Genomic DNA, 17,442 nt, shown 5'->3' on the forward strand with positions numbered 1-17,442 from the left:
TCATGACCCAACGCCCCGCCCTCCCGCTGACGCTCGACGAGCAACTCTGCTTCGCGCTCTACTCGACTTCGCTCGCCATGACGAAGGCTTATAAGCCGTTGCTGGAAAAGCTCGACCTGACCTATCCGCAGTACCTCGCCATGCTGGTGTTGTGGGAAAGCGACGACCTGAGCGTGAAAGACATCGCCGCGCGGCTGAACCTCGACTCCGCCACCGTCACGCCGCTGCTCAAACGGCTTGAGGCGCAGGGTTATCTGGAGCGGGTACGCGGCGTCGAAGACGAGCGGCTGGTCTATATCCGCCTCACCAAGACCGGCGCGTCGCTCAAACGCTCAGCGCGTGAAGTGCCTGCTGAAATCCTCTGCGCGACCCAACAAACACCGGAATTCCTGATCCGGCTACGCGACGATTTGACACGTCTGCGCGGTACACTCAACGACTACCTCGAGCACTGACCCAAACGACCGGTTCGGAGCTATCCGTCCGATTTGCAAATTAATTTGCACACTAATGATTAGTACGCTATGTTTACAGCATGCCGGGGCGACAGCAAGCGTCGCGGACCCAGGCAATTCCCCGTCCCAGACATAGGAGCAGCGAAATGAACGTACTTTACAAAGCAACCGCCACCAGCACGGGTGGACGCGATGGCCGCGCAGTATCGTCGGATCAGGTGCTGGACGTGAAGCTGGCCGCGCCTCGCGAGCTGGGCGGCAACGGCGCCGTCGGCACGAACCCCGAGCAGCTTTTCGCCGCTGGCTATTCCGCGTGCTTTCTGAGCGCGATGAAGTTCGTCGCCGGCCAGCGCAAGCAGGCCGTGCCTGCCGACACCACGGTCACCGCGGATGTCGGCGTGGGTCCGAACGACAACGGCGGTTTCGCCCTCGATATCGAACTGCGCGTTTCCCTGCCGGGCCTCGAAGCCGCGGCCGCACGCGAACTGGTGGACGCCGCGCATCAGGTCTGCCCGTACTCGAACGCCACGCGCAACAACGTCGCCGTGCGCGTTCAGGTTGCCTGAGCTGGTTGAATTGCGCCCGGGGGCCCGCAGCGCCCCCGGCATCCGATACGACAGTGGTATCGTCGGACAGCCAAGCCGTCGCCGCATCTAGCCGATGCGGCGCGCCTACTTCATCGATCGATACTTATGACGCGTGTCCGACGCCTTTACACCGAATTCGACGCGGGCCTCGTCTGGTTCCGCCGCGATCTGCGCAGCACCGACCAGGCCGCGCTTTACTACGCACTGAAGCATTGCCGCCAGGTCTGGTGCGCCTTCGTATTCGACACGACCATCCTGGAGCCGATTCGCGACACCTGGCGCGCGCGTCGGCCGGATCAAGCGCCGGAGGACCGGCGCATCGAGTTCATCCGCGCCGCACTCGAAGAGCTGGATCAGGCACTGCGCCAGAGCGGCGGTGGCCTCATCGTGCTGCACGACGACGCGCGCAACGCGATTCCCGTGCTGGCCGCGCAACTGGGAGTGGACGCGGTTTTCACGAACCACGACTATGAGCCCGCGGCACTCGAGCGCGACGAAGCTGTGCGCGCACAACTGGCTGAAAAGGATCGAGAACTCCTGACATTCAAGGATCAGGTGATCTTCGAACGCGACGAGATTCTCACCGGACAAGGCAAGTCGTTCACGGTTTTCACACCGTATAAGAACGCGTGGCTCAAGCAGCTCAACGCCTTCGACCTGAAACCGTATCCGGTCGAACCGTATCTGCCGAACCTCGCCGCGCCTCCTACCAACCTTGCTCGCGGCCTGCCGACACTCGAACAGCTCGGCTTCGCACCCAGCAACCTCGCGGACCTCAAACTGCCCACGGGCATGAGCGGCGCCCAGCAACTCCTCGACGATTTCTTGACTCGGATTGCCGGCTACGCGGAGCGGCGAGACTTCCCGGCGGTAAAGGGACCCAGTTATCTATCGATGCATCTGCGTTTCGGGACCGTGTCGATCCGCACGCTGGTGCGGCTTGCTTACGAACTCTCGTTGCAGCCGGACGGACAAGGCTCGGCGACGTGGTTGTCGGAGCTGATCTGGCGGGATTTCTACTTCATGATTTTGTCGCATCACCCGAAGCTGGCGAGCGGGTCGGCATTCAAAGCCGAGTACGACACGCTGCGCTGGGAAACCGGCCCGGACGCCGACGCCGCATTTGCTGCCTGGTGCGACGGGCGCACAGGCTATCCACTGGTGGACGCGGCCATGCTGCAGTTGAACCAGACGGGCTATATGCATAACCGCCTGCGCATGGTGACGGCAAGTTTTCTGGTGAAAGACCTGGGAATCGACTGGCGGCTCGGCGAGCGCTATTTCGCCGAGCAGTTGAACGACTTCGACTTTTCTGCGAACAACGGCGGCTGGCAATGGGCAGCATCCACGGGATGCGACGCGCAGCCGTATTTCCGGATCTTTAACCCGGTCACGCAATCGGAGCGGTTCGACCCAGAGGGGCGCTTTATCAAGCGCTACCTACCGCAACTGGCAAACATACCGCCGAAGTGGATTCACGCACCGTGGCTGGCAGGGGCGGATCGGCTGGCGGATTTCGGTGTGACGCTCGGCAAGGAGTATCCAGAACCGATCGTAGATCATGCTCAGGCGCGGGAACGGACCCTGGCGCGCTTTGGCAAATGACGCATCACGTCACTTCGTGCGAGCTTCACAGCACGGCTCAACAAATGCGAGCGCGATAGTGACCACTCACATATTCGAACCCCGGCAAGACCGGCGGCTCTGGCGACATCAGCTTAATGCTGGATCATCCACGACGGGTGGCGCACGGCTGCTTCGCGGTCGAGCTTGCGCATACGGAACTCGAGGTCGTACAGATCCGTGGCTTCGGCCAGGTAAGCGTCGCTACGCTCTTTAGCCAGTTGGTCAGCGGACTTCGTGAGGAACAGGAACAGGCGGCTCAGGAGATACATGGTCAACCTCAAAAAAAATTCTAGGGTTTCTACCTAGTGCATAACCCTGATTATAGGGAAAACCCTAGGCTATGCCAAGACATCTTTTCTGAAGTGTTGTTCGATCGCTCGCCGGACTCGCCCGGTCTCCGCTAAGTCCCGCCCGACAAGGCTCTCGCAGGGATGCCTTCGGTTTCTTGCACCCTCGTGGGGCGCCGCTGGTGCTTGAAAAACTCCCAGATCAGCGCGCTCGCATCCGGCCCTTTGGACGAATGAAACGGCACTGCGTCGTCACCGCCGCTCCATGCATGGCCGAGGGCCTGCACCCGGCACAGGCGCACGACGCGCCGCCCGCCGCGTAAATAGTCGCGTGTGACCACGCCCGCCTTGCGTTCCTCGCGCACCTCGCCGGCTATGCGCTCGCCCGCGGCATCGATCAATCCGTTCAGGCGCAAAAACTGGGTCGTCAACTGTTCCGCATTGGCGGGTGCGACAACATGATCCGCGTCACCGTGGAAAATGACGGCCGGCATGCCGGGGTAGGCCACGGTATCAATGGCTTGGTCGACCAGTAGAACCGGGTCGTGCCGGGCGCCGCGCCGCATCACATCCATGGCGACGATCCCTGAATGGGCCTCGCCGAACGCCGGCCCCGAATGCAACGCCACTGCGGCAAAGCGCTCGGGGTAATAGGCCGCCAGCAGGGTCGCCAAACCGGCCCCTGCCGACAACCCGGCCACGTAGACCCGTTCGCCGTCGAAGCCATGTTCGGCGACAAGCGCATCCACCAGCGAGACCACCGCACGCGCCTCTGCGCCGCCTGCGGTGTCGCTGTTGTCGTACCAGTGCCAGCAGCGGTGTGCGTGCACGTGCTTCGATTGCTCGGGGTAGACCACCGCAAAGCCAAAGCGGTCGGCCAGCAGGTTCATGCGCGTGCCTTCGGCGAACTCGTCGATGGATTGCTTGCAGCCGTGCAGCATGACGACGAGCGGCATGGGTGCGGTCGCTGCAGCCGGCACATACAAGCCGTATTGCAGGTGATTGACCAGCCGCCCCGGCGCAGCGGGCGCCGAATGGAACGAGCGGGTCCACGTGCCGCTCGCCCACGCAGCCGCCCGCGGACGAACCCGCGATTCGCGGGTGCCTGGACGCGGCGCTTCACGTTTGCCCGGCGAGCGGAGGGTCGTGGCCGGCTTGACCGGCTTGGGTTTGGCGGACACTTTGCCGGTCGGCCGCGCGGGCCGTGCGGCAGTGCGCTTGACCGAATCGCGCGCATGCTGGGCCTGAATTGAAATCAGGCGCTTCAGACCGCCCAGCCAGATTTTCGTCAGACTTTTTGCCATCGGATGGTGACCTCGCAAAAAGGGACCGATACTGTCTGCTAGAACAGATAAGTTGTTGTGCATTGCACAATAACATCAATCCCGGGACCATGCCGAGCGCATGGGCCACCCAGGATTGCTGATGCGCGCGAGTTGCGCCCTCGCCCGATTGCTTCGGCCCATGCCGTTGCCAAGTGTTTTTGCCCGGTGTTTCATACGCACTCGGGCATCCGCGGCCCCTTGGCGCGGCGCGCCAGAACGGGCGTCATCCAGTCGCGCAGCAAGCTCCGTCGGGCACTCCCGTCTATACTTACAGTCACATGCATGAAACACGCGCGGCGTGTCTCGTTCGTTTGTCGGCCAGATGGATGGCTGGCGCGTTAAATAACCACGGTCCTGATTTTACGCGGCATGCGCCGCGGTTTTTCCATGCCTGACTTGCCCTCCCACCTTTGGTATTCGATCACCAGCCTCGGCGGCGCCGGTCTGACGCTGCCGCTCGCCATCGCGATTGCGTTGTGGCTGGCGCTCGGCTACTCGTGGCGAATGGCCGCAGGCTGGCTGGTGTTGCTGGGAGCGGCCATTGGCGTCGTAACCCTCACCAAGCTGGCCTTTCTCGGCTGGGGCGTCGGCGTGCGCGAACTGGATTTCACCGGCCTGAGCGGTCATGCGGTGCTCTCCACCGCCGTTTATCCGGTCGCCCTGTTCCTGATGCTCCTGCCCGCACGGCCGGCGTTTCGGCTTGTCGGCGTGGTGCTGGGGCTCGCCGCCGGGATCGCGGTCGGCTTGTCGCGGGTGGTGCTCGATGCGCACTCGCCGTCTGAAGCCATTACCGGATGCATCGTCGGCGCGGTGACCGCGCTGATGTTCGTCCGCTGGTCGTGGGATGCCGAGCCGGGCAAGCTGTCGGCAGTGCCCGTCGCAGTCAGCCTGATGATGCTGACGGTTGGCTTGCACGGCGTTCATCTGCCGACGCAGCGCTGGGTCACCCATATCGCCCTCAAAGTGTCCGGCCACGAACGCCCGTTCATCCGCGCAAAGTGGAAGGCGGGCCACTACGACACGCCGAGCGCGGCGCCACTCTCTCAAACGCAAAATACACTCGCAGCGCCCATTCAGGTGGACGCGGACAGCGTATAGCGTACACAAGGCAGATCGCCTCTCATCAGCCGCCTGCGCCGCCTGAAATTTTGGGCTTGCGCAATCTGCGCAGCAGGCGCTCGCCTTCCTGCGCGGTGTATCGTTGCGACGCCTCGCACCACCCACGAGCGAAACCAGACTGATAAGCAGGCGCGTCGATCAGCTCAAGGTGGCGCAATGCGACTGCCGCGTCGTTACCTTCGCCAAGGACGCTCTGCATGCGCGAAACGGTCTTCACGCTCTCGCTACGGGTCTTGCGCGAGGCGATCGATTCGAAGAACTCCAGCGTATAGCGCAAGTACTTTGCCTGGATCCGTTCTTTGTGGCGGGCGGTGTCGTCGAGTGTCGTGAGTTTCGGTGCGCCGGCCAGCCGCTTGTAGTACTTGTTCACACGCTTGCGGGCGTACGCGCGCAGCGAATGCCCCGCTGCCTTGGCGGGTGGCTCGCTCAATGGCAAGCCGCTCAGCCATTCGAGCCACGCAAGCGCAAGCCGCGCGTAACGCGCCGAGCCCATGGCGCTGCAGGCGCGTTCGCGGGCTTCGAGACGCTGCGCATCGGCGTGCGCGCGAGTCGTGTTCCAGGCGGCGCTGTCGAGATCCGCGGCGGCGAGGCCCGGTAGCGTCGTATCGACGAATACATCCCAGTCGCGCGCCTCGCCGAGGACCGTTCCCAGCCACTTGAGGTCGGGCGCAATGCGCGTTTTCCACGTTTCGTCGGCCCAATGCGGGAAGATCCGCAGCGCCGTCCTCAGACGCCGCTGCGCGACGCGCATCTGATGAACAAACTCGGTGCTGACCGCATCGCGAACGCCGGCATCGTTGCCGAACCAGTGTTCCGCAAGGCTTTCGCCGATAGCGATCAACGCCGCATGCGGCGTGGCGAGGCCGGTTAGATCGATTGACGTGGCGTGGGCTGGTGTAGCGGGATCATGCACGGTATCGCTTGTACCGTCGTGCGAGCCGGTGAGCGCCGAATGCAGCGCCGGAAAAGCCGGTAGCGCCGCAACCAGTTCGTACGCGACGGCGAACAGCGCGCTCAGCGACTCGCCAGCGGCATCATCCACGCACAGTGTGGTCAGGCGCAGTTCGCGATGCAGTAACGCCTCGCTGGGCGGTGCGGCGATCGGGCGCTCGAACGCGATATCCACAACGATCCCGTTCGCCACCCGGCTGTGCCAGTGATCGCGCCGACAGGCAAGCTTCGTGAGCGGCGCGAGCTCGCTCGCTTCGCCCAGCATGCTGCGGACGTTTTCAGGTGCGGCGGCAAGGGCCGCGCCAACCGGTGCGTCGGCTTCAAGCGGCGCTTCAAAGAGAAGCTCGTGCGCAGCGACACCCGGTGAATAACGCACCTGCTGGCAAACCACGACGCGGCACCCGCTCGCCGAGGTGTCCAGCATGATCTGCAAGCCGGCAGCGGCCAGCGTCTCGTCGCAACCCGAAACGCCGCTTGTCAGCTGAACACGTGTGTCCGAGTACCCGGCGCCAGGCGAGCCGGCACATTGCGTGCGCACCGTTCCGGGCAGGGTGGTAAGCCCCTTCATGAGCGCCCCGTCGAGCCTCTCCGCGGAATGAGCGCGGCGGCTCCGCTCACGTTGCAGCAGCCACGCCTGCGCGGCGGGCGTTGGGATATCCAGCACAAGCTCGTAGACCCGGGCCATGAACGCCTCAACGTGGGAGAGGGCAAGGCTGCGCGCAAAAGGAAAGCGCATAGCCCATTGTTCATGTTACATGCACGGCACAACGCGCGGCACGCTCTCCTCATCAAACTCAGGCGAAGACGACATACGCGGCCACCAGCAGCATGCAGGCGCCAAACACCCAGCCCTGAATGCGCACCGCGCGCTCCGAGGTAAACCGCCCCAGGATAACCTTCCCGCCGTAGATCCACGGAAAGTGGCAGGCAAGACCCACCAGCAGAAATCCGCCCGTCAACTGGAGCACCTGCATGGCGATCGGCTTCGCGGGATCGAGAAACTGCGAGAACATCACCAGAATCATCGAATGGATTTTCGGGTTCAGCAGCACCGCGACAAACCCATCGACGAAGGTGAGTTGCTTCATGACCCGCTCACCCGAGGCCGCCGGCTTGGCGGACGAGCGCAAGAAACTCCACGCGAGGTAGAGCAGGTAAGCGGTGCCGGCCCATTTGAGCGCCTCATGCACCCCCGGATGACTCTGCAAGCCGCGACCGAGGCCCAAACCATAAAGCAGGCATAGCACCAGATTGCCGTCCTCGAAGCCGGCCCAAAACCACAGCGACCCACGCACACCGAAGCGCCCTCCGGAACTCGCCAGAAGGGTATTGCCGGGTCCGGGGCTAATCACCATCGGAACCGCGTAGCCAAAAAACAAGACCCAGATATCCCAGCCCAGCATCGGTCACCTCGCATTGAAGAAGAAGCGGCGCAAACAAACGCCCCTACGGTTTCAGAGGTCCGATTAGAAGTGACTTTTCCGCGGCGGCCAAACGAGTTATTGTCATTCTCTCGATAAACCCAGCTAATTGACCGAATGCGTCGTCTCCCCTCGCTCGGTGCGCTGCACGCCTTTGAAGCTGCAGCGCGCAATCTGAGCTTTACCGCCGCCGCCAACGAGCTATGCGTGACGCAGGCCGCCATCAGCCATCAGATTCGCCAGTTGGAAGGGTGGCTCGGATTTGCGCTGTTCGAGCGCCGCGGCCATAGCCTGACGCTGACCAGCAAGGGCAGCGCCTATCTGCCGGACCTGACCGACGCCTTCGATCGCATGTCGGCGGCCACGCTGCGGCTGCGCGAACGCGCGGACGGTCCGCTGCGTGTGACGGTTTTGCCGTCGTTTGCCTCGCGCTGGCTGGTGCCACGGCTCAACGCGTTCCGCGTGCTGCATCCGGAGGTGGACCTCAAGCTCACCAGTTCGGCCGATCTCTGGGATTTTTCGACTGATCGCTTCGATATCGCCATTCGCTCGGGCCTCGGCCGTTGGCCCGGCCTCAAGGCGGATCTGATTGCGCACGAAACGTTAAGCCCGGTCTGCAGTCCGAGCGTGGCAGTTGGGCCGCCCACGCTGCGGACGCCGTCCGATCTGCGCGGGGTGGCACTGCTGCATGACGAGCCGAAGAGCGGCTGGCGGCGCTGGTGCGAGCACGCGGGTGTGGCTGGGATCGATTGGGGCGCGGGCGCCTCGTTCAATGACGCAAGCCTTGCGCTGCAGGCTGCGGTGGATGGTCAGGGTGTCGCGCTGGGGAGGCTTACGCTGGCGGCCGACGATCTCGCCTCCGGACGCCTCGTTCAACCGTTCGAGATCGTGCTTCCGAACGACTACAGCTACTGGCTGGCCTTTCCACGCGCTGCTGCGGAAAGGCCGGATGTCGCGGCCTTTCGTGCGTGGTTGCTGTCTGAAGCCAAGGGTTCGGCACGTTTGGGCGCGGCCCGCTTGCCCACGTCTGCGGCGGATACCGAGGCCATCAAGTGACGTTCGACACAACGAGCTAAACCGTCGACGGTTGACGCCGGATGCGTTTCTAAAGGCCTCGGAGGAATCTGGCGGGTGGCACAGGGATTGAGCCTGTGCAATCTGCTGTGTTGTGAATGCGGCGTTCGCTCAGTCCGGCCAACAGCGGTCAGTTGTGAATTGCTTCAGAATACTGGCGGATGAAGCAACTCCACGTTTTGTACAACCACAATTCACTGAGGCTACAGATGGTTGATTGGTCTGCTATTGCGACAGTCTTTTCTGTGTATGCGGCTGCTGTCGTCATACCCGGGCCGAACTTCGTCGCAATCACTCACAAGGCGGTGGCCGGCACGCGCTCCGATGCGCTCGCGCTTGTCGCCGGAATCGTGACGGTGAATCTGTTCTGGGCGACTTGCGCCATCCTTGGTATCGGAATGGTGTTCGCTATTTTCCCGTGGCTCGCTGTCGGCGTGAGGCTTGCTGGCGCGGCCTATCTGATCTGGTTCGGACTGCGGCTCATTGTGTCGGCACGGGCAACCCCCTCAGGAGCACGTTACCCAATGAAGGCGCCGCTGTTTCGTGCGGCGTTCCTACAAGGTATCGCGACAAATATCGCGAACCCGAAGTCCATTGCGTTTTATGCGGCGGTTTTTTCCTCAGCGGTGCCCACCCACGTTTCCATGCCAACATTTGTCGCGATGCTTGCCACTGTCGGTGCATCAGCGACGTGCTGGTACGGAGCAGTCGCGCTCGTTCTATCGAATGCGGCGATTGCGACGGCGTATCGTCGCGCGAAGGCATGGATCGATCTCACATGTGGAGGGCTCATGATTGCGCTGGGAATCCGGCAGGCATTTCGTTAGCCCAGCATCTCCCCCAAAAGAAAAACAATTTGGCCTGTTGAAAGGCTGATTTTGACCGCCTACGATGCCGCTCAACCGCGCGAGTGTGGAAATCTCAGAACGCGGCGGCCAGAAAACGTCGGTGCAGGATCGGGGAGTATCACAATGAAAATGTCTCACAGATTAGCAAGCTCTGATACGTCGGGCCCCGTGTGGGGGCTTATCTTTGGAATCTTCATGACGGCGATCGGCATTGGCCTCTGGCTTTATGCGACATTGCCGGTGTCCCATGCGCGACAAGATCAATCGTGGGCTGTCGCGGCCGTGCTCATTGGTCTCTTTTTAGCCGTCTACGCGGGGCGCGAACTCCTCCAGAGTCGTCGGTAGCATCGTCCGTTTGGGTAATACGCCACGCTTTCGCTCGATGCGCTGTCTCGCGGAGAGAGCGGATCCGTCAAAATACTGTTCAAACACACAGTACCGCGATCTGCACGTAAAGGCCTAGACTACTTATCCCGACACGAACGCGGAGCGCGCCATGGTCACCAAGACCGTCCGGCGGACACTTTCTGGTCTCACTTCGGCCTTTGCGCCGGCTCCGAAAGACAGGCAACGGGTTGCATACACCGTGAAATCGGCCCAGCAACGAGCCGACGAAGCCTGGAGGCACACCACGCACGGCGTGCACAGTTCCCCACCCCGCAAGGATCCGAAAGCGTAATTTTCGGAAGCGAGGCGCAAGACTGACCCCGCCGTCCGAATTGGCTGCTATCGAAGCCGGAGACGAAATATGACTGCTCCACAAAAGCTTTACGGTCTGACGTTGAAACCCCACGCCAAGACTCCGCGCAAGTTGACCGAAGTGCCCATCGCTGAACCGCGCCCTGACCTCCTGGAAGCCGTTCGCCGAGCCGTGGCCGAGAATCGGGAAGCGGGAGAACGGCGACCGCGAGAATAATTCGATCTGCCTGAAACCAATGTCTCTTTTCTAACAGAGACAAGTCTTTCGACCGCAATCGGTCAATGGCTTAGCGGGGTCGCTTGCGCCCTTTCGCGCCGCAACGCGACCCTCGCCGAGTCCCTTAACGCCCGGTCACAACCGGTCACTCGCCCCCTGCCGCTCCTCAAGTCGCGTACTGCCCGATCCCATTGCCGAACGACCAGTTCTCCTTAGGCACGTCCACAAGGTTCACGAACACGTCTTCGGGCCGCACGCCCGGACTCTCCGCCAGACGCTCGGCAATCCGCTTGTACAGCGCCTTCTTCAACTCGACCGTGCGCGTGTTGTTGGCAGTGATCTGGATCAGCACGAGGTCGTCGCTGCGGTGGATATCCAGGTAGTGCTTGCCGTAAAAGAAGTTGTCCTCATCGTGTTCGGTGATGACCATGAATATGTCGTCTTCCGGCACGTTGAACACTTCCATCAGGGAACGGTGGATACCCTGCGTAATAGCCTTCCGGTAAGCCGCCGGCTTGCCGGCGCGTACTGCGATACGGGTGAACGGCATGATGAAACCTCTTTTGGAGTAGATGGAGTACACAGCTTAGGCCGCATCATTCATAATTGACAGACATTCATGGTGATTTCATCTATTTCCAGTGGAAATGAAAGTCCTCGATCTCGATGCCGTGCGCGCCTTCGTTCTGGTCGCCGATCTGCATAGCTTCACCCGCGCGGCGGACGCGCTCGATACCACCCAATCGGCCGTCAGCCTGAAGCTCAAGCGGCTGGAGTCGCACCTTGGCAAGCAGTTGGTGGAGCGCACGCCGCGTGTGGTGCGTTTGTCGGCGGATGGCCATGTCTTTCTCAACGCCGCCCGCGACCTGCTGAACGCGCACGAACGGGCGCTCGGTTCGCTGTCGGTCGAGCGCCGCAGGCTCTCGCTGGGCCTCAGCGAGCACGTCGCCGGTACGGACTTGCCGGATTTGCTGGCGAAGGTGAACGCTTACGATCCTGGGGTGGTGGTCGAATTGCATCTCGGCATGTCGGCAGCGCTGCTTGCGCAGTTCGACGAGCGGCGGCTCGATGCCGTGATCGTGCGCTACGAACCGGAAGACGCGCCGCGCGAAGACGCCACCGTGCTGTTTACCGAACCGCTCGGCTGGCTCGCGGCGCCCCAATGGCTGCTGCGGGTCGGCGAACCGCTGCCGCTTGCGCTGCTTACCGCGCCATGTAACGTGCGCGCCGTGGCGATTCATACGCTGGATGAGGCCGGTATCGCGTGGCGCGAGGCATTCGTCGGTGGTGGAGTGGCAGCGGTCGGCGCAGCGGCAGCGGCGGGGCTGGCGGTGTCGCCGCTGGCGCGGCGGGTGGCGCCGCGGGGGCTGGTCGACGTTGGGACGCGGCTCGGCTTGCCGCCATTGCCGGAGTCACGGGTGACGCTGCATTCGCGGTTGCGCGATCCACGTTCGGTGGAGACGTTGAGGTTGTTGGCGGGGGGGCTGGGGAGTGGGGTGTAGCGCCTACTTAGCCGGAACGTTCGTCGCTGAACTTAGGTCACCGCGGGAGCCGCCCAGTTATCAACGTCCACTGAACCGGAAGTGGACAACTCAACTTAAGCTTAGACGCTAACTATCCCAAGGCACCAAGTGGACCTCGACCCGCGCCAAACCACCGCTGTTCGCGCCGTCATCGAAACCGGCAGTTTCGAGCAAGCCGCCGCGCGTCTGAACATCACTCCCTCCGCCGTTTCGCAGCGCGTGCGCGCGCTGGAAACGCGGCTGGGCAATCCGTTAATCGTTCGCACACGCCCATGCCGGGCCACCGGCATGGGGCAGCGCCTCTTGCAGTACCTGCGCCGAACCGCCTTGCTGGAAGACGACTTCGCCAGCGATCTGGCGGGCGCCAACGAAGCACTGCTTAATGTTGCCGCAGCGGTGAATGCGGACACGCTGTCCACCTGGTTCTTCCCTGCCCTCTCCGAAATCCTGCTGCAGGAAAACGTGCTGCTCGACCTGACCGTCGACGATCAGGACCACACGCATGCTTTGCTCGCCTCGGGCCTTGCAATCGGCTGCATCACGACCGAGCCGGTTCCCATGCGCGGCTGCTTCGCCGAGCGGCTGGGCGCAATGCGCTACCGGCTGGTGGCATCGGCGGCCTTCGTCGAACGCTGGTTTCCGAACGGCTTGACCCGGGAAGCCGCGCGCCGGGCGCCGGTGATCCTGTCGTCGCGCAAGGACGCCTTGCAGGCGCGCTTCCTGGAGACGCGCTTCGGCTTGCCGCCGGAAGCGTATCCCTGCCACTACGTCCCCGCTCCCGTGCCGCGTTATATGGCGATCCAGCGCGGCCTTGCCTATGGAATGGTGCCGGAACTCGAGTTTGGCGATGCCGTGCAGCGCGGCGAGCTGATCGATCTGGCGCCCAGCCAGCCGACCGATGTCGAACTGTACTGGCACGCCTGGAAAGTGCAGTCGCCGCGGCTGGAGAAGCTGTCGGCGCGCATTGTCGAACTAGGCCGCGCGGCGCTCGCCGGCCCGGGTGCGTCAGGCGCTACGGGCGCCAAGGGCAAACGCAAACGCGCCGCTTGAGATCAGTGCTGCTCAGTGCAAAATCGGCGGCAGATCGCTACCGCTAGCGGCTGGCTTCGTGGTCACGCTCGCCATCACGGGCGCCGGTTGCGCAGGCGCGGTGGAAGCCGCTGCGTGTGCCGCCATGGGCGTCACGGCAGGTTTAGCAGAAGCACTCGCCACGCCAGGGCCGGTATGCCCGGCCGCATGTCTCGCCGCCACTTTCTGCCCGCTCGCATGCGTCGCGGTACGCACATGAACGCCCTTCGACTGCGCCATCTTGAACGGCTTCTTAGACTCGCTCCCCGCTGCCATCTTGACGTGGGCCTTCCCCGAATACCCAACGTTCGCCACTGCCGTCTTATGCCCCGCGTGAACCGCAACCTTGTGATCCGCAAGCAGCGCCGCCCTCTTCGCCGCGGGCTTATGCGGCTTGCTCTTCCCCGCCGCAGCACCACCCTTGGCCGCTACCTTCTTCTTACCCACAGGCGCGTGATTTTTCACGCTCTTCACCGGATGCCGCGTCTCCGGCGGATTCCACACCTCAGCGTACTGCGTGGCCTGCGCGCCCACTGCCCAGCACCCTGCCGCTAACACTACTGCTCGCAACCACATCACCTGCCGCTCCTCGTCGTCTCGTTCGCCTGGTCGGCGGCGATTATACCCAATCCGCCCTTGCAATAATCCATATTTGGACTATTATTGAGACAAAGTACAAAACAGGACCAGCCCTATGTCTCACGCCGCCCGTGCCTCTCATGACGATCCGCCGCTGCGCCGGCCCGTCACGGAACCCTCGCTGACCGAGATGTCGGCGGCGGGCTTGCGTGCGTTCTTCAGGATTGCGAGCGACTGGGATTTGAGCACCGACGAACAGATCGTCCTGCTGGGCTCGCCGGGCCGCTCGACCTTCTTCAAGTGGAAGGCCGAGCCGCAAACGGCGCGACTGGGACATGACACGCTCGAACGGCTATCGCTGCTGCTCGGCATTTACAAAGCGCTGCAGATCTTGCTGACGCAACCCGCTGCGGCCGATGGCTGGATCAAGCGTCCCAACAGCGCCCCGCCGTTCGGCGGGCGCCGCGCGCTCGACCGCATGCTCGCCGGCAATGTCAGCGACCTCGTCGCCGTGCGCCAGTATCTCGACGCAATGCGAGGCGGCTGGGCGTGACTGAACTGACTTGGCAAGATCGCTGGCGCACTGCGCCGCTCGACTGGTCGCCCGCCTATCGCGTGATTCCGACGCGCTTTCCGGCGGTGAACCTGTACGACCGGGTGGCCTCGCCCGAAGACTTCGACGCGCTCTACGCGCTCGAAGCCATGACCAACGACCGTCTACGCACCGAAGTCGGTGAAATCGATCTGGTGCCTCGCGAAGAGCGGCGTTTCGGACCGGGCTATGGGCCGATCATGGCGGCGCTCACGCATCTGAATCCGCTCGGCAGCCGGTTTTCCGACGGCAGCTACGGCGTGTTTTATTGCGCCGGTTCGCGGGCCACCGCCATCGCCGAAACGCGCTATCACACCGGCAAATTCCTCGCGGCCACGGCCGAGGCGCCGATGCGTCAGCAGATGCGGCTATACACGGTAATGGCGAGTGGAGTAGTGGTCGATTTGCGCGACGACGCGTCGCTCGACGCCGGCGTTCTCTCGCCGCATGACTACCTCGCCGGCCAGTCGCTCGGGCGGGCGGTACGCGCAGCCGGGGCGCCGGGGATCGCTTATCCGTCGGTGCGCGATCCAGGCGGTGAATGTCTCGCGGCGTTCAAGACCTCGCTGTTGCGTGACTGCCATCACGCCGCCTACCTGGAATACAACTGGAACGGCAACGCCGTCGATATGGTGTTCGAACTGAGTCAGGTGGGATAGACGGCGCAAGGCACGACATAGCGCAGGACCGTGCGGGGACCGCTCAAGGCAAGGCCAGCGCCGCCGCTCCTTCCGCCCGCGCCATCTCCACCGTCACGGACCAGCGGTGTGTGCGGCGGGCTTCGACCATGGTCAGCCTGCCGCCCGGTCCAAACGCGCCGGTATCGATAAACACCTGAGCGCCGATCTGCTGGATGTTGCGCATCGGCGTATGGCCGCAGTACGTCAACGAGAGGCTGCGCTGCCGGCCCGGGTCGCCGTTGCCCATCGCGAGCTGGCGCCCCCACAGCAATTGCTGGCGCTCGTCGGCAGTGAACTCGCCGAGATCGAGTTCGGCGTCGGTGCCGAAGTACTCTGCATGCAGCACGTTAAAGCGCTCGTTGCCGCTGCCGATCACCCGCGCGAGCGGCAAGCGGCTCAAGCGCTGTGCATAGTGGCGCAGTTTCTCGTCCGACAATTGCACCGCCCACGAACCGCCAATGCCGTACCACCACTGCCGGCGCAGGCGCCCTTCGGCGACTGCGCATAAGGTGTCCTCGTGATTGCCGAGCACAGCGTAGAACCAGGGCTTGTCGAGCAGCGCCAGCGCCTCTTCGGACTGGGTGCCGCGGTCGATCAGATCGCCGACTGAGAACAGCCGGTCGCGAGAGGGATCGAACGCCACCTCGCGCAGCAGATAGCGCAACGCATCGACGCAGCCGTGCAGATCGCCGACGACAAAGTCGCGGCCGGTGCGGTTGACAGCGTGGTGTTCGACAGTATTAGCGAGAGCAGTGACCATTCGTGCATGATAGAACGCGAACGCAAAGTGCGTATGCGCGGTTTCCATCTTTTCTCAGATGGTTGAACGCACGGGACACTCTCCCGTTCAGCCGCCAGCCGCAACGCAACCGGAAAACCATGCCGCATCGCGCTGCGTGGGCCCGGTGGTGAGCGGTCATTGTTGCTGCGCACGCAGCCTGGCCACCTGATCCACCGTCACCGTCGCTTGCGGGTTGCCGAACTGCCGGGTCACGTAGTTGGTGATCGCGGCCACCTGATCGTCGGTGAGTTCGCTGCCGAACGCCGGCATCAGCACATCGGCCTGTTTCGTCGTGCGGCTGACGCCATGCAGGATCACCATTGCCAGGTTGTCGGGGCTGCTGGCGCCGGCGGTACTGTTGTGAATCAACGACGGATACGCGCCCGGCGCACTCGCGCCGACGCCCTGCCCGGTCCAGTCGTGACACGAGGCGCAGTTGGCGACAAACAGTTGCGCGCCGTCGACGGCCGTGATCTCCGTGCCGCGCAGCGCGGTCACGTCATGCGCAGGCGTGCCCCACTGGTCGCGTGGATGCGTCTCGCCGCCGCTGACCGGAGTGATCGAACGCAAATAGGTGACGATCGAGGTCAGGTCTTCCGGCGTCAGATACTGCGTGCTGTCCGCCACCACCTCACCCATCGGCCCCGCTGCATTTGCGCGTCCAGGCACCACGCCGGTGGACAGATAGCTGACCAGTTCGTCGTCGCTCCAGTTACCCACACCGCTGTTCTTGTCCGGCGTGATGTTGAACGCATGCCAGCCGGCCTGGGTCGCGCCGGAAAAGCGCTCGCTCGTCTTCAGGCCTTGCAGGATATTGCGCGGTGTATGGCATTCCTCGCAGTGCGCAAGGCCCTCGACCAGATAAGCGCCGCGATTCCATTCCGCGCTCTGCTTGGGATCGGGTACGAAGCGGCCTTCGTTGAAATTGAACAGGTTCCAGAACACCATCAGCCAGCGCAGGTTGAACGGAAAACGCATGTTGTTGCGCGGCGGCGCGTAATGGATCGGCGTCAGCGTGTTTAGATAGGCGCGAATCGCCTGCACGTCCTGGCCCGTGACCTTGGTGTACTCGGCATAAGGGAACGCGGGATAGAGCCGCTCGCCGCCCTTGCCGATGCCTTCGTGCATCGCGCGCTGGAAATCGGCGTCGGTCCATTGGCCGATGCCGGTGTCGGGATCAGGCGTGATGTTCGGCGTATAGATCGTGCCAAACGGCGTGTTGATCGGCAGACCGCCCGCGAACGGGCGGCTCTTGTCGGCCGTGTGACAGGCGACGCAGTCGCCGGCGCGGGCCAGGTATTCGCCGCGCTTGACCAGATCCTGATCGGCGGAGGCAGCGCCGGCTGCAACCGCTTGTACAGCCGGTCCCGGTTGTCCGGTCTGGACCGCCTCTGAGGCGTCGTCGGCGAGCGCCTGCGCAATCGGCGATTCGTCCTCGTGACGAGCCGGCGGGTCATACGCCGCATGCCAGGCCACGTACAAGGCAAACAGCGAGAAAGCAGCGGCACATGTCGCCACCCGGATCCGGCGGCGGCGCGTGACCTGAGCGGGCGAACCGGCCGGCTGCACGCGAGACGTCTTGTTCGTCATTGTGGCTCTCCGTCGGGGCG

At 63.4% G+C, this 17,442-nt stretch carries 18 protein-coding genes; 10 read left to right on the plus strand and 8 right to left on the minus strand.

Features of this window, described 5'->3' with window-relative positions:
* Window positions 1-2 precede the first annotated feature (2 nt).
* From FFS45_RS31840 to FFS45_RS31850, 3 genes are all read left to right on the plus strand, one after another.
* Entirely contained in the window at window positions 3-455 is a 453-nt protein-coding gene (locus tag FFS45_RS31840; RefSeq protein WP_137958619.1) for a MarR family transcriptional regulator, read from the plus strand.
* Between the two features lie 146 nt (window positions 456-601).
* Complete coding sequence (locus FFS45_RS31845) at window positions 602-1,021, plus strand: organic hydroperoxide resistance protein (protein WP_137958620.1); 420 nt, start codon at window positions 602-604, stop codon at window positions 1,019-1,021.
* A gap of 126 nt (window positions 1,022-1,147) precedes the next feature.
* Window positions 1,148-2,647: a deoxyribodipyrimidine photo-lyase gene (locus tag FFS45_RS31850; RefSeq protein ID WP_137958621.1), complete on the plus strand. Its 1,500-nt coding sequence runs from the start codon at window positions 1,148-1,150 to the stop codon at window positions 2,645-2,647.
* 113 nt (window positions 2,648-2,760) lie between these two features.
* On the opposite strand, the gene FFS45_RS31855 is transcribed toward FFS45_RS31850, so the two are convergent.
* The gene (locus tag FFS45_RS31855) at window positions 2,761-2,937 is read right to left on the minus strand and encodes a DUF3563 family protein (RefSeq protein ID WP_137958622.1); all 177 of its coding nucleotides are present in this window, start codon (window positions 2,935-2,937) and stop codon (window positions 2,761-2,763) included.
* A 131-nt stretch (window positions 2,938-3,068) separates the two neighbouring features.
* Entirely contained in the window at window positions 3,069-4,259 is a 1,191-nt protein-coding gene (locus FFS45_RS31860; RefSeq protein WP_137958623.1) for a PHB depolymerase family esterase, read from the minus strand.
* 408 nt (window positions 4,260-4,667) lie between these two features.
* Here FFS45_RS31860 and FFS45_RS31865 point away from each other — a divergent pair, with 408 nt between their 5' ends.
* Window positions 4,668-5,378, plus strand: coding sequence for a phosphatase PAP2 family protein (locus tag FFS45_RS31865; protein WP_137958624.1), 711 nt, complete (start codon window positions 4,668-4,670; stop codon window positions 5,376-5,378).
* Window positions 5,379-5,403: 25 nt separating this feature from the next.
* Here the strand turns inward: FFS45_RS31865 and FFS45_RS31870 are convergent, their stop codons facing one another.
* Both FFS45_RS31870 and FFS45_RS31875 read right to left on the minus strand, forming a co-directional pair.
* Complete coding sequence (locus FFS45_RS31870) at window positions 5,404-7,086, minus strand: CHAD domain-containing protein (protein WP_137958625.1); 1,683 nt, start codon at window positions 7,084-7,086, stop codon at window positions 5,404-5,406.
* A 58-nt stretch (window positions 7,087-7,144) separates the two neighbouring features.
* Window positions 7,145-7,753 (minus strand): LysE family translocator, encoded by a 609-nt coding sequence (locus FFS45_RS31875; RefSeq protein ID WP_137958626.1) that lies wholly within the window; start codon window positions 7,751-7,753, stop codon window positions 7,145-7,147.
* Between the two features lie 135 nt (window positions 7,754-7,888).
* On the opposite strand from FFS45_RS31875, the gene FFS45_RS31880 reads away from it, so the two are divergent.
* The gene (locus tag FFS45_RS31880) at window positions 7,889-8,827 is read left to right on the plus strand and encodes a transcriptional regulator GcvA (RefSeq protein WP_137958627.1); all 939 of its coding nucleotides are present in this window, start codon (window positions 7,889-7,891) and stop codon (window positions 8,825-8,827) included.
* A gap of 227 nt (window positions 8,828-9,054) precedes the next feature.
* Window positions 9,055-9,672, plus strand: coding sequence for a LysE family translocator (locus FFS45_RS31885; RefSeq protein WP_137958661.1), 618 nt, complete (start codon window positions 9,055-9,057; stop codon window positions 9,670-9,672).
* 1,103 nt (window positions 9,673-10,775) lie between these two features.
* Here FFS45_RS31885 and FFS45_RS31895 read toward each other — a convergent pair.
* Complete coding sequence (locus FFS45_RS31895) at window positions 10,776-11,159, minus strand: tautomerase family protein (RefSeq protein ID WP_137958629.1); 384 nt, start codon at window positions 11,157-11,159, stop codon at window positions 10,776-10,778.
* Between the two features lie 97 nt (window positions 11,160-11,256).
* Here FFS45_RS31895 and FFS45_RS31900 point away from each other — a divergent pair, with 97 nt between their 5' ends.
* Both FFS45_RS31900 and FFS45_RS31905 read left to right on the plus strand, forming a co-directional pair.
* Window positions 11,257-12,111, plus strand: coding sequence for a LysR substrate-binding domain-containing protein (locus FFS45_RS31900; protein WP_137958630.1), 855 nt, complete (start codon window positions 11,257-11,259; stop codon window positions 12,109-12,111).
* A 129-nt stretch (window positions 12,112-12,240) separates the two neighbouring features.
* Window positions 12,241-13,182 carry an HTH-type transcriptional regulator ArgP gene (locus tag FFS45_RS31905; RefSeq protein WP_137958631.1) on the plus strand — a complete coding sequence of 314 codons (942 nt, stop codon included), beginning with the start codon at window positions 12,241-12,243 and terminating at the stop codon, window positions 13,180-13,182.
* 12 nt (window positions 13,183-13,194) lie between these two features.
* Here FFS45_RS31905 and FFS45_RS31910 read toward each other — a convergent pair whose 3' ends face one another.
* Window positions 13,195-13,779 carry a hypothetical protein gene (locus FFS45_RS31910; protein WP_137958632.1) on the minus strand — a complete coding sequence of 195 codons (585 nt, stop codon included), beginning with the start codon at window positions 13,777-13,779 and terminating at the stop codon, window positions 13,195-13,197.
* A 190-nt stretch (window positions 13,780-13,969) separates the two neighbouring features.
* Here FFS45_RS31910 and FFS45_RS31915 point away from each other — a divergent pair, with 190 nt between their 5' ends.
* Window positions 13,970-14,332: an MbcA/ParS/Xre antitoxin family protein gene (locus FFS45_RS31915; protein WP_137958662.1), complete on the plus strand. Its 363-nt coding sequence runs from the start codon at window positions 13,970-13,972 to the stop codon at window positions 14,330-14,332.
* Window positions 14,329-15,030 (plus strand): RES family NAD+ phosphorylase, encoded by a 702-nt coding sequence (locus FFS45_RS31920; RefSeq protein ID WP_137958633.1) that lies wholly within the window; start codon window positions 14,329-14,331, stop codon window positions 15,028-15,030. The genes FFS45_RS31915 and FFS45_RS31920 overlap by 4 nt, the downstream gene beginning before the upstream one ends.
* A 43-nt stretch (window positions 15,031-15,073) precedes the next feature.
* Here the strand turns inward: FFS45_RS31920 and FFS45_RS31925 are convergent, their stop codons facing one another.
* Both FFS45_RS31925 and FFS45_RS31930 read right to left on the minus strand, forming a co-directional pair.
* Window positions 15,074-15,811: a metallophosphoesterase gene (locus FFS45_RS31925; protein WP_137958663.1), complete on the minus strand. Its 738-nt coding sequence runs from the start codon at window positions 15,809-15,811 to the stop codon at window positions 15,074-15,076.
* A 156-nt stretch (window positions 15,812-15,967) separates the two neighbouring features.
* On the minus strand, window positions 15,968-17,422 hold the full coding sequence (locus tag FFS45_RS31930) for a cytochrome c (protein WP_137958634.1): 1,455 nt from the start codon (window positions 17,420-17,422) through the stop codon (window positions 15,968-15,970).
* Between the last annotated feature and the right edge of the window lie 20 nt (window positions 17,423-17,442).

The organism is Burkholderia sp. 4M9327F10 (assembly GCF_005503145.1).
Taxonomy (GTDB): domain Bacteria; phylum Pseudomonadota; class Gammaproteobacteria; order Burkholderiales; family Burkholderiaceae; genus Paraburkholderia.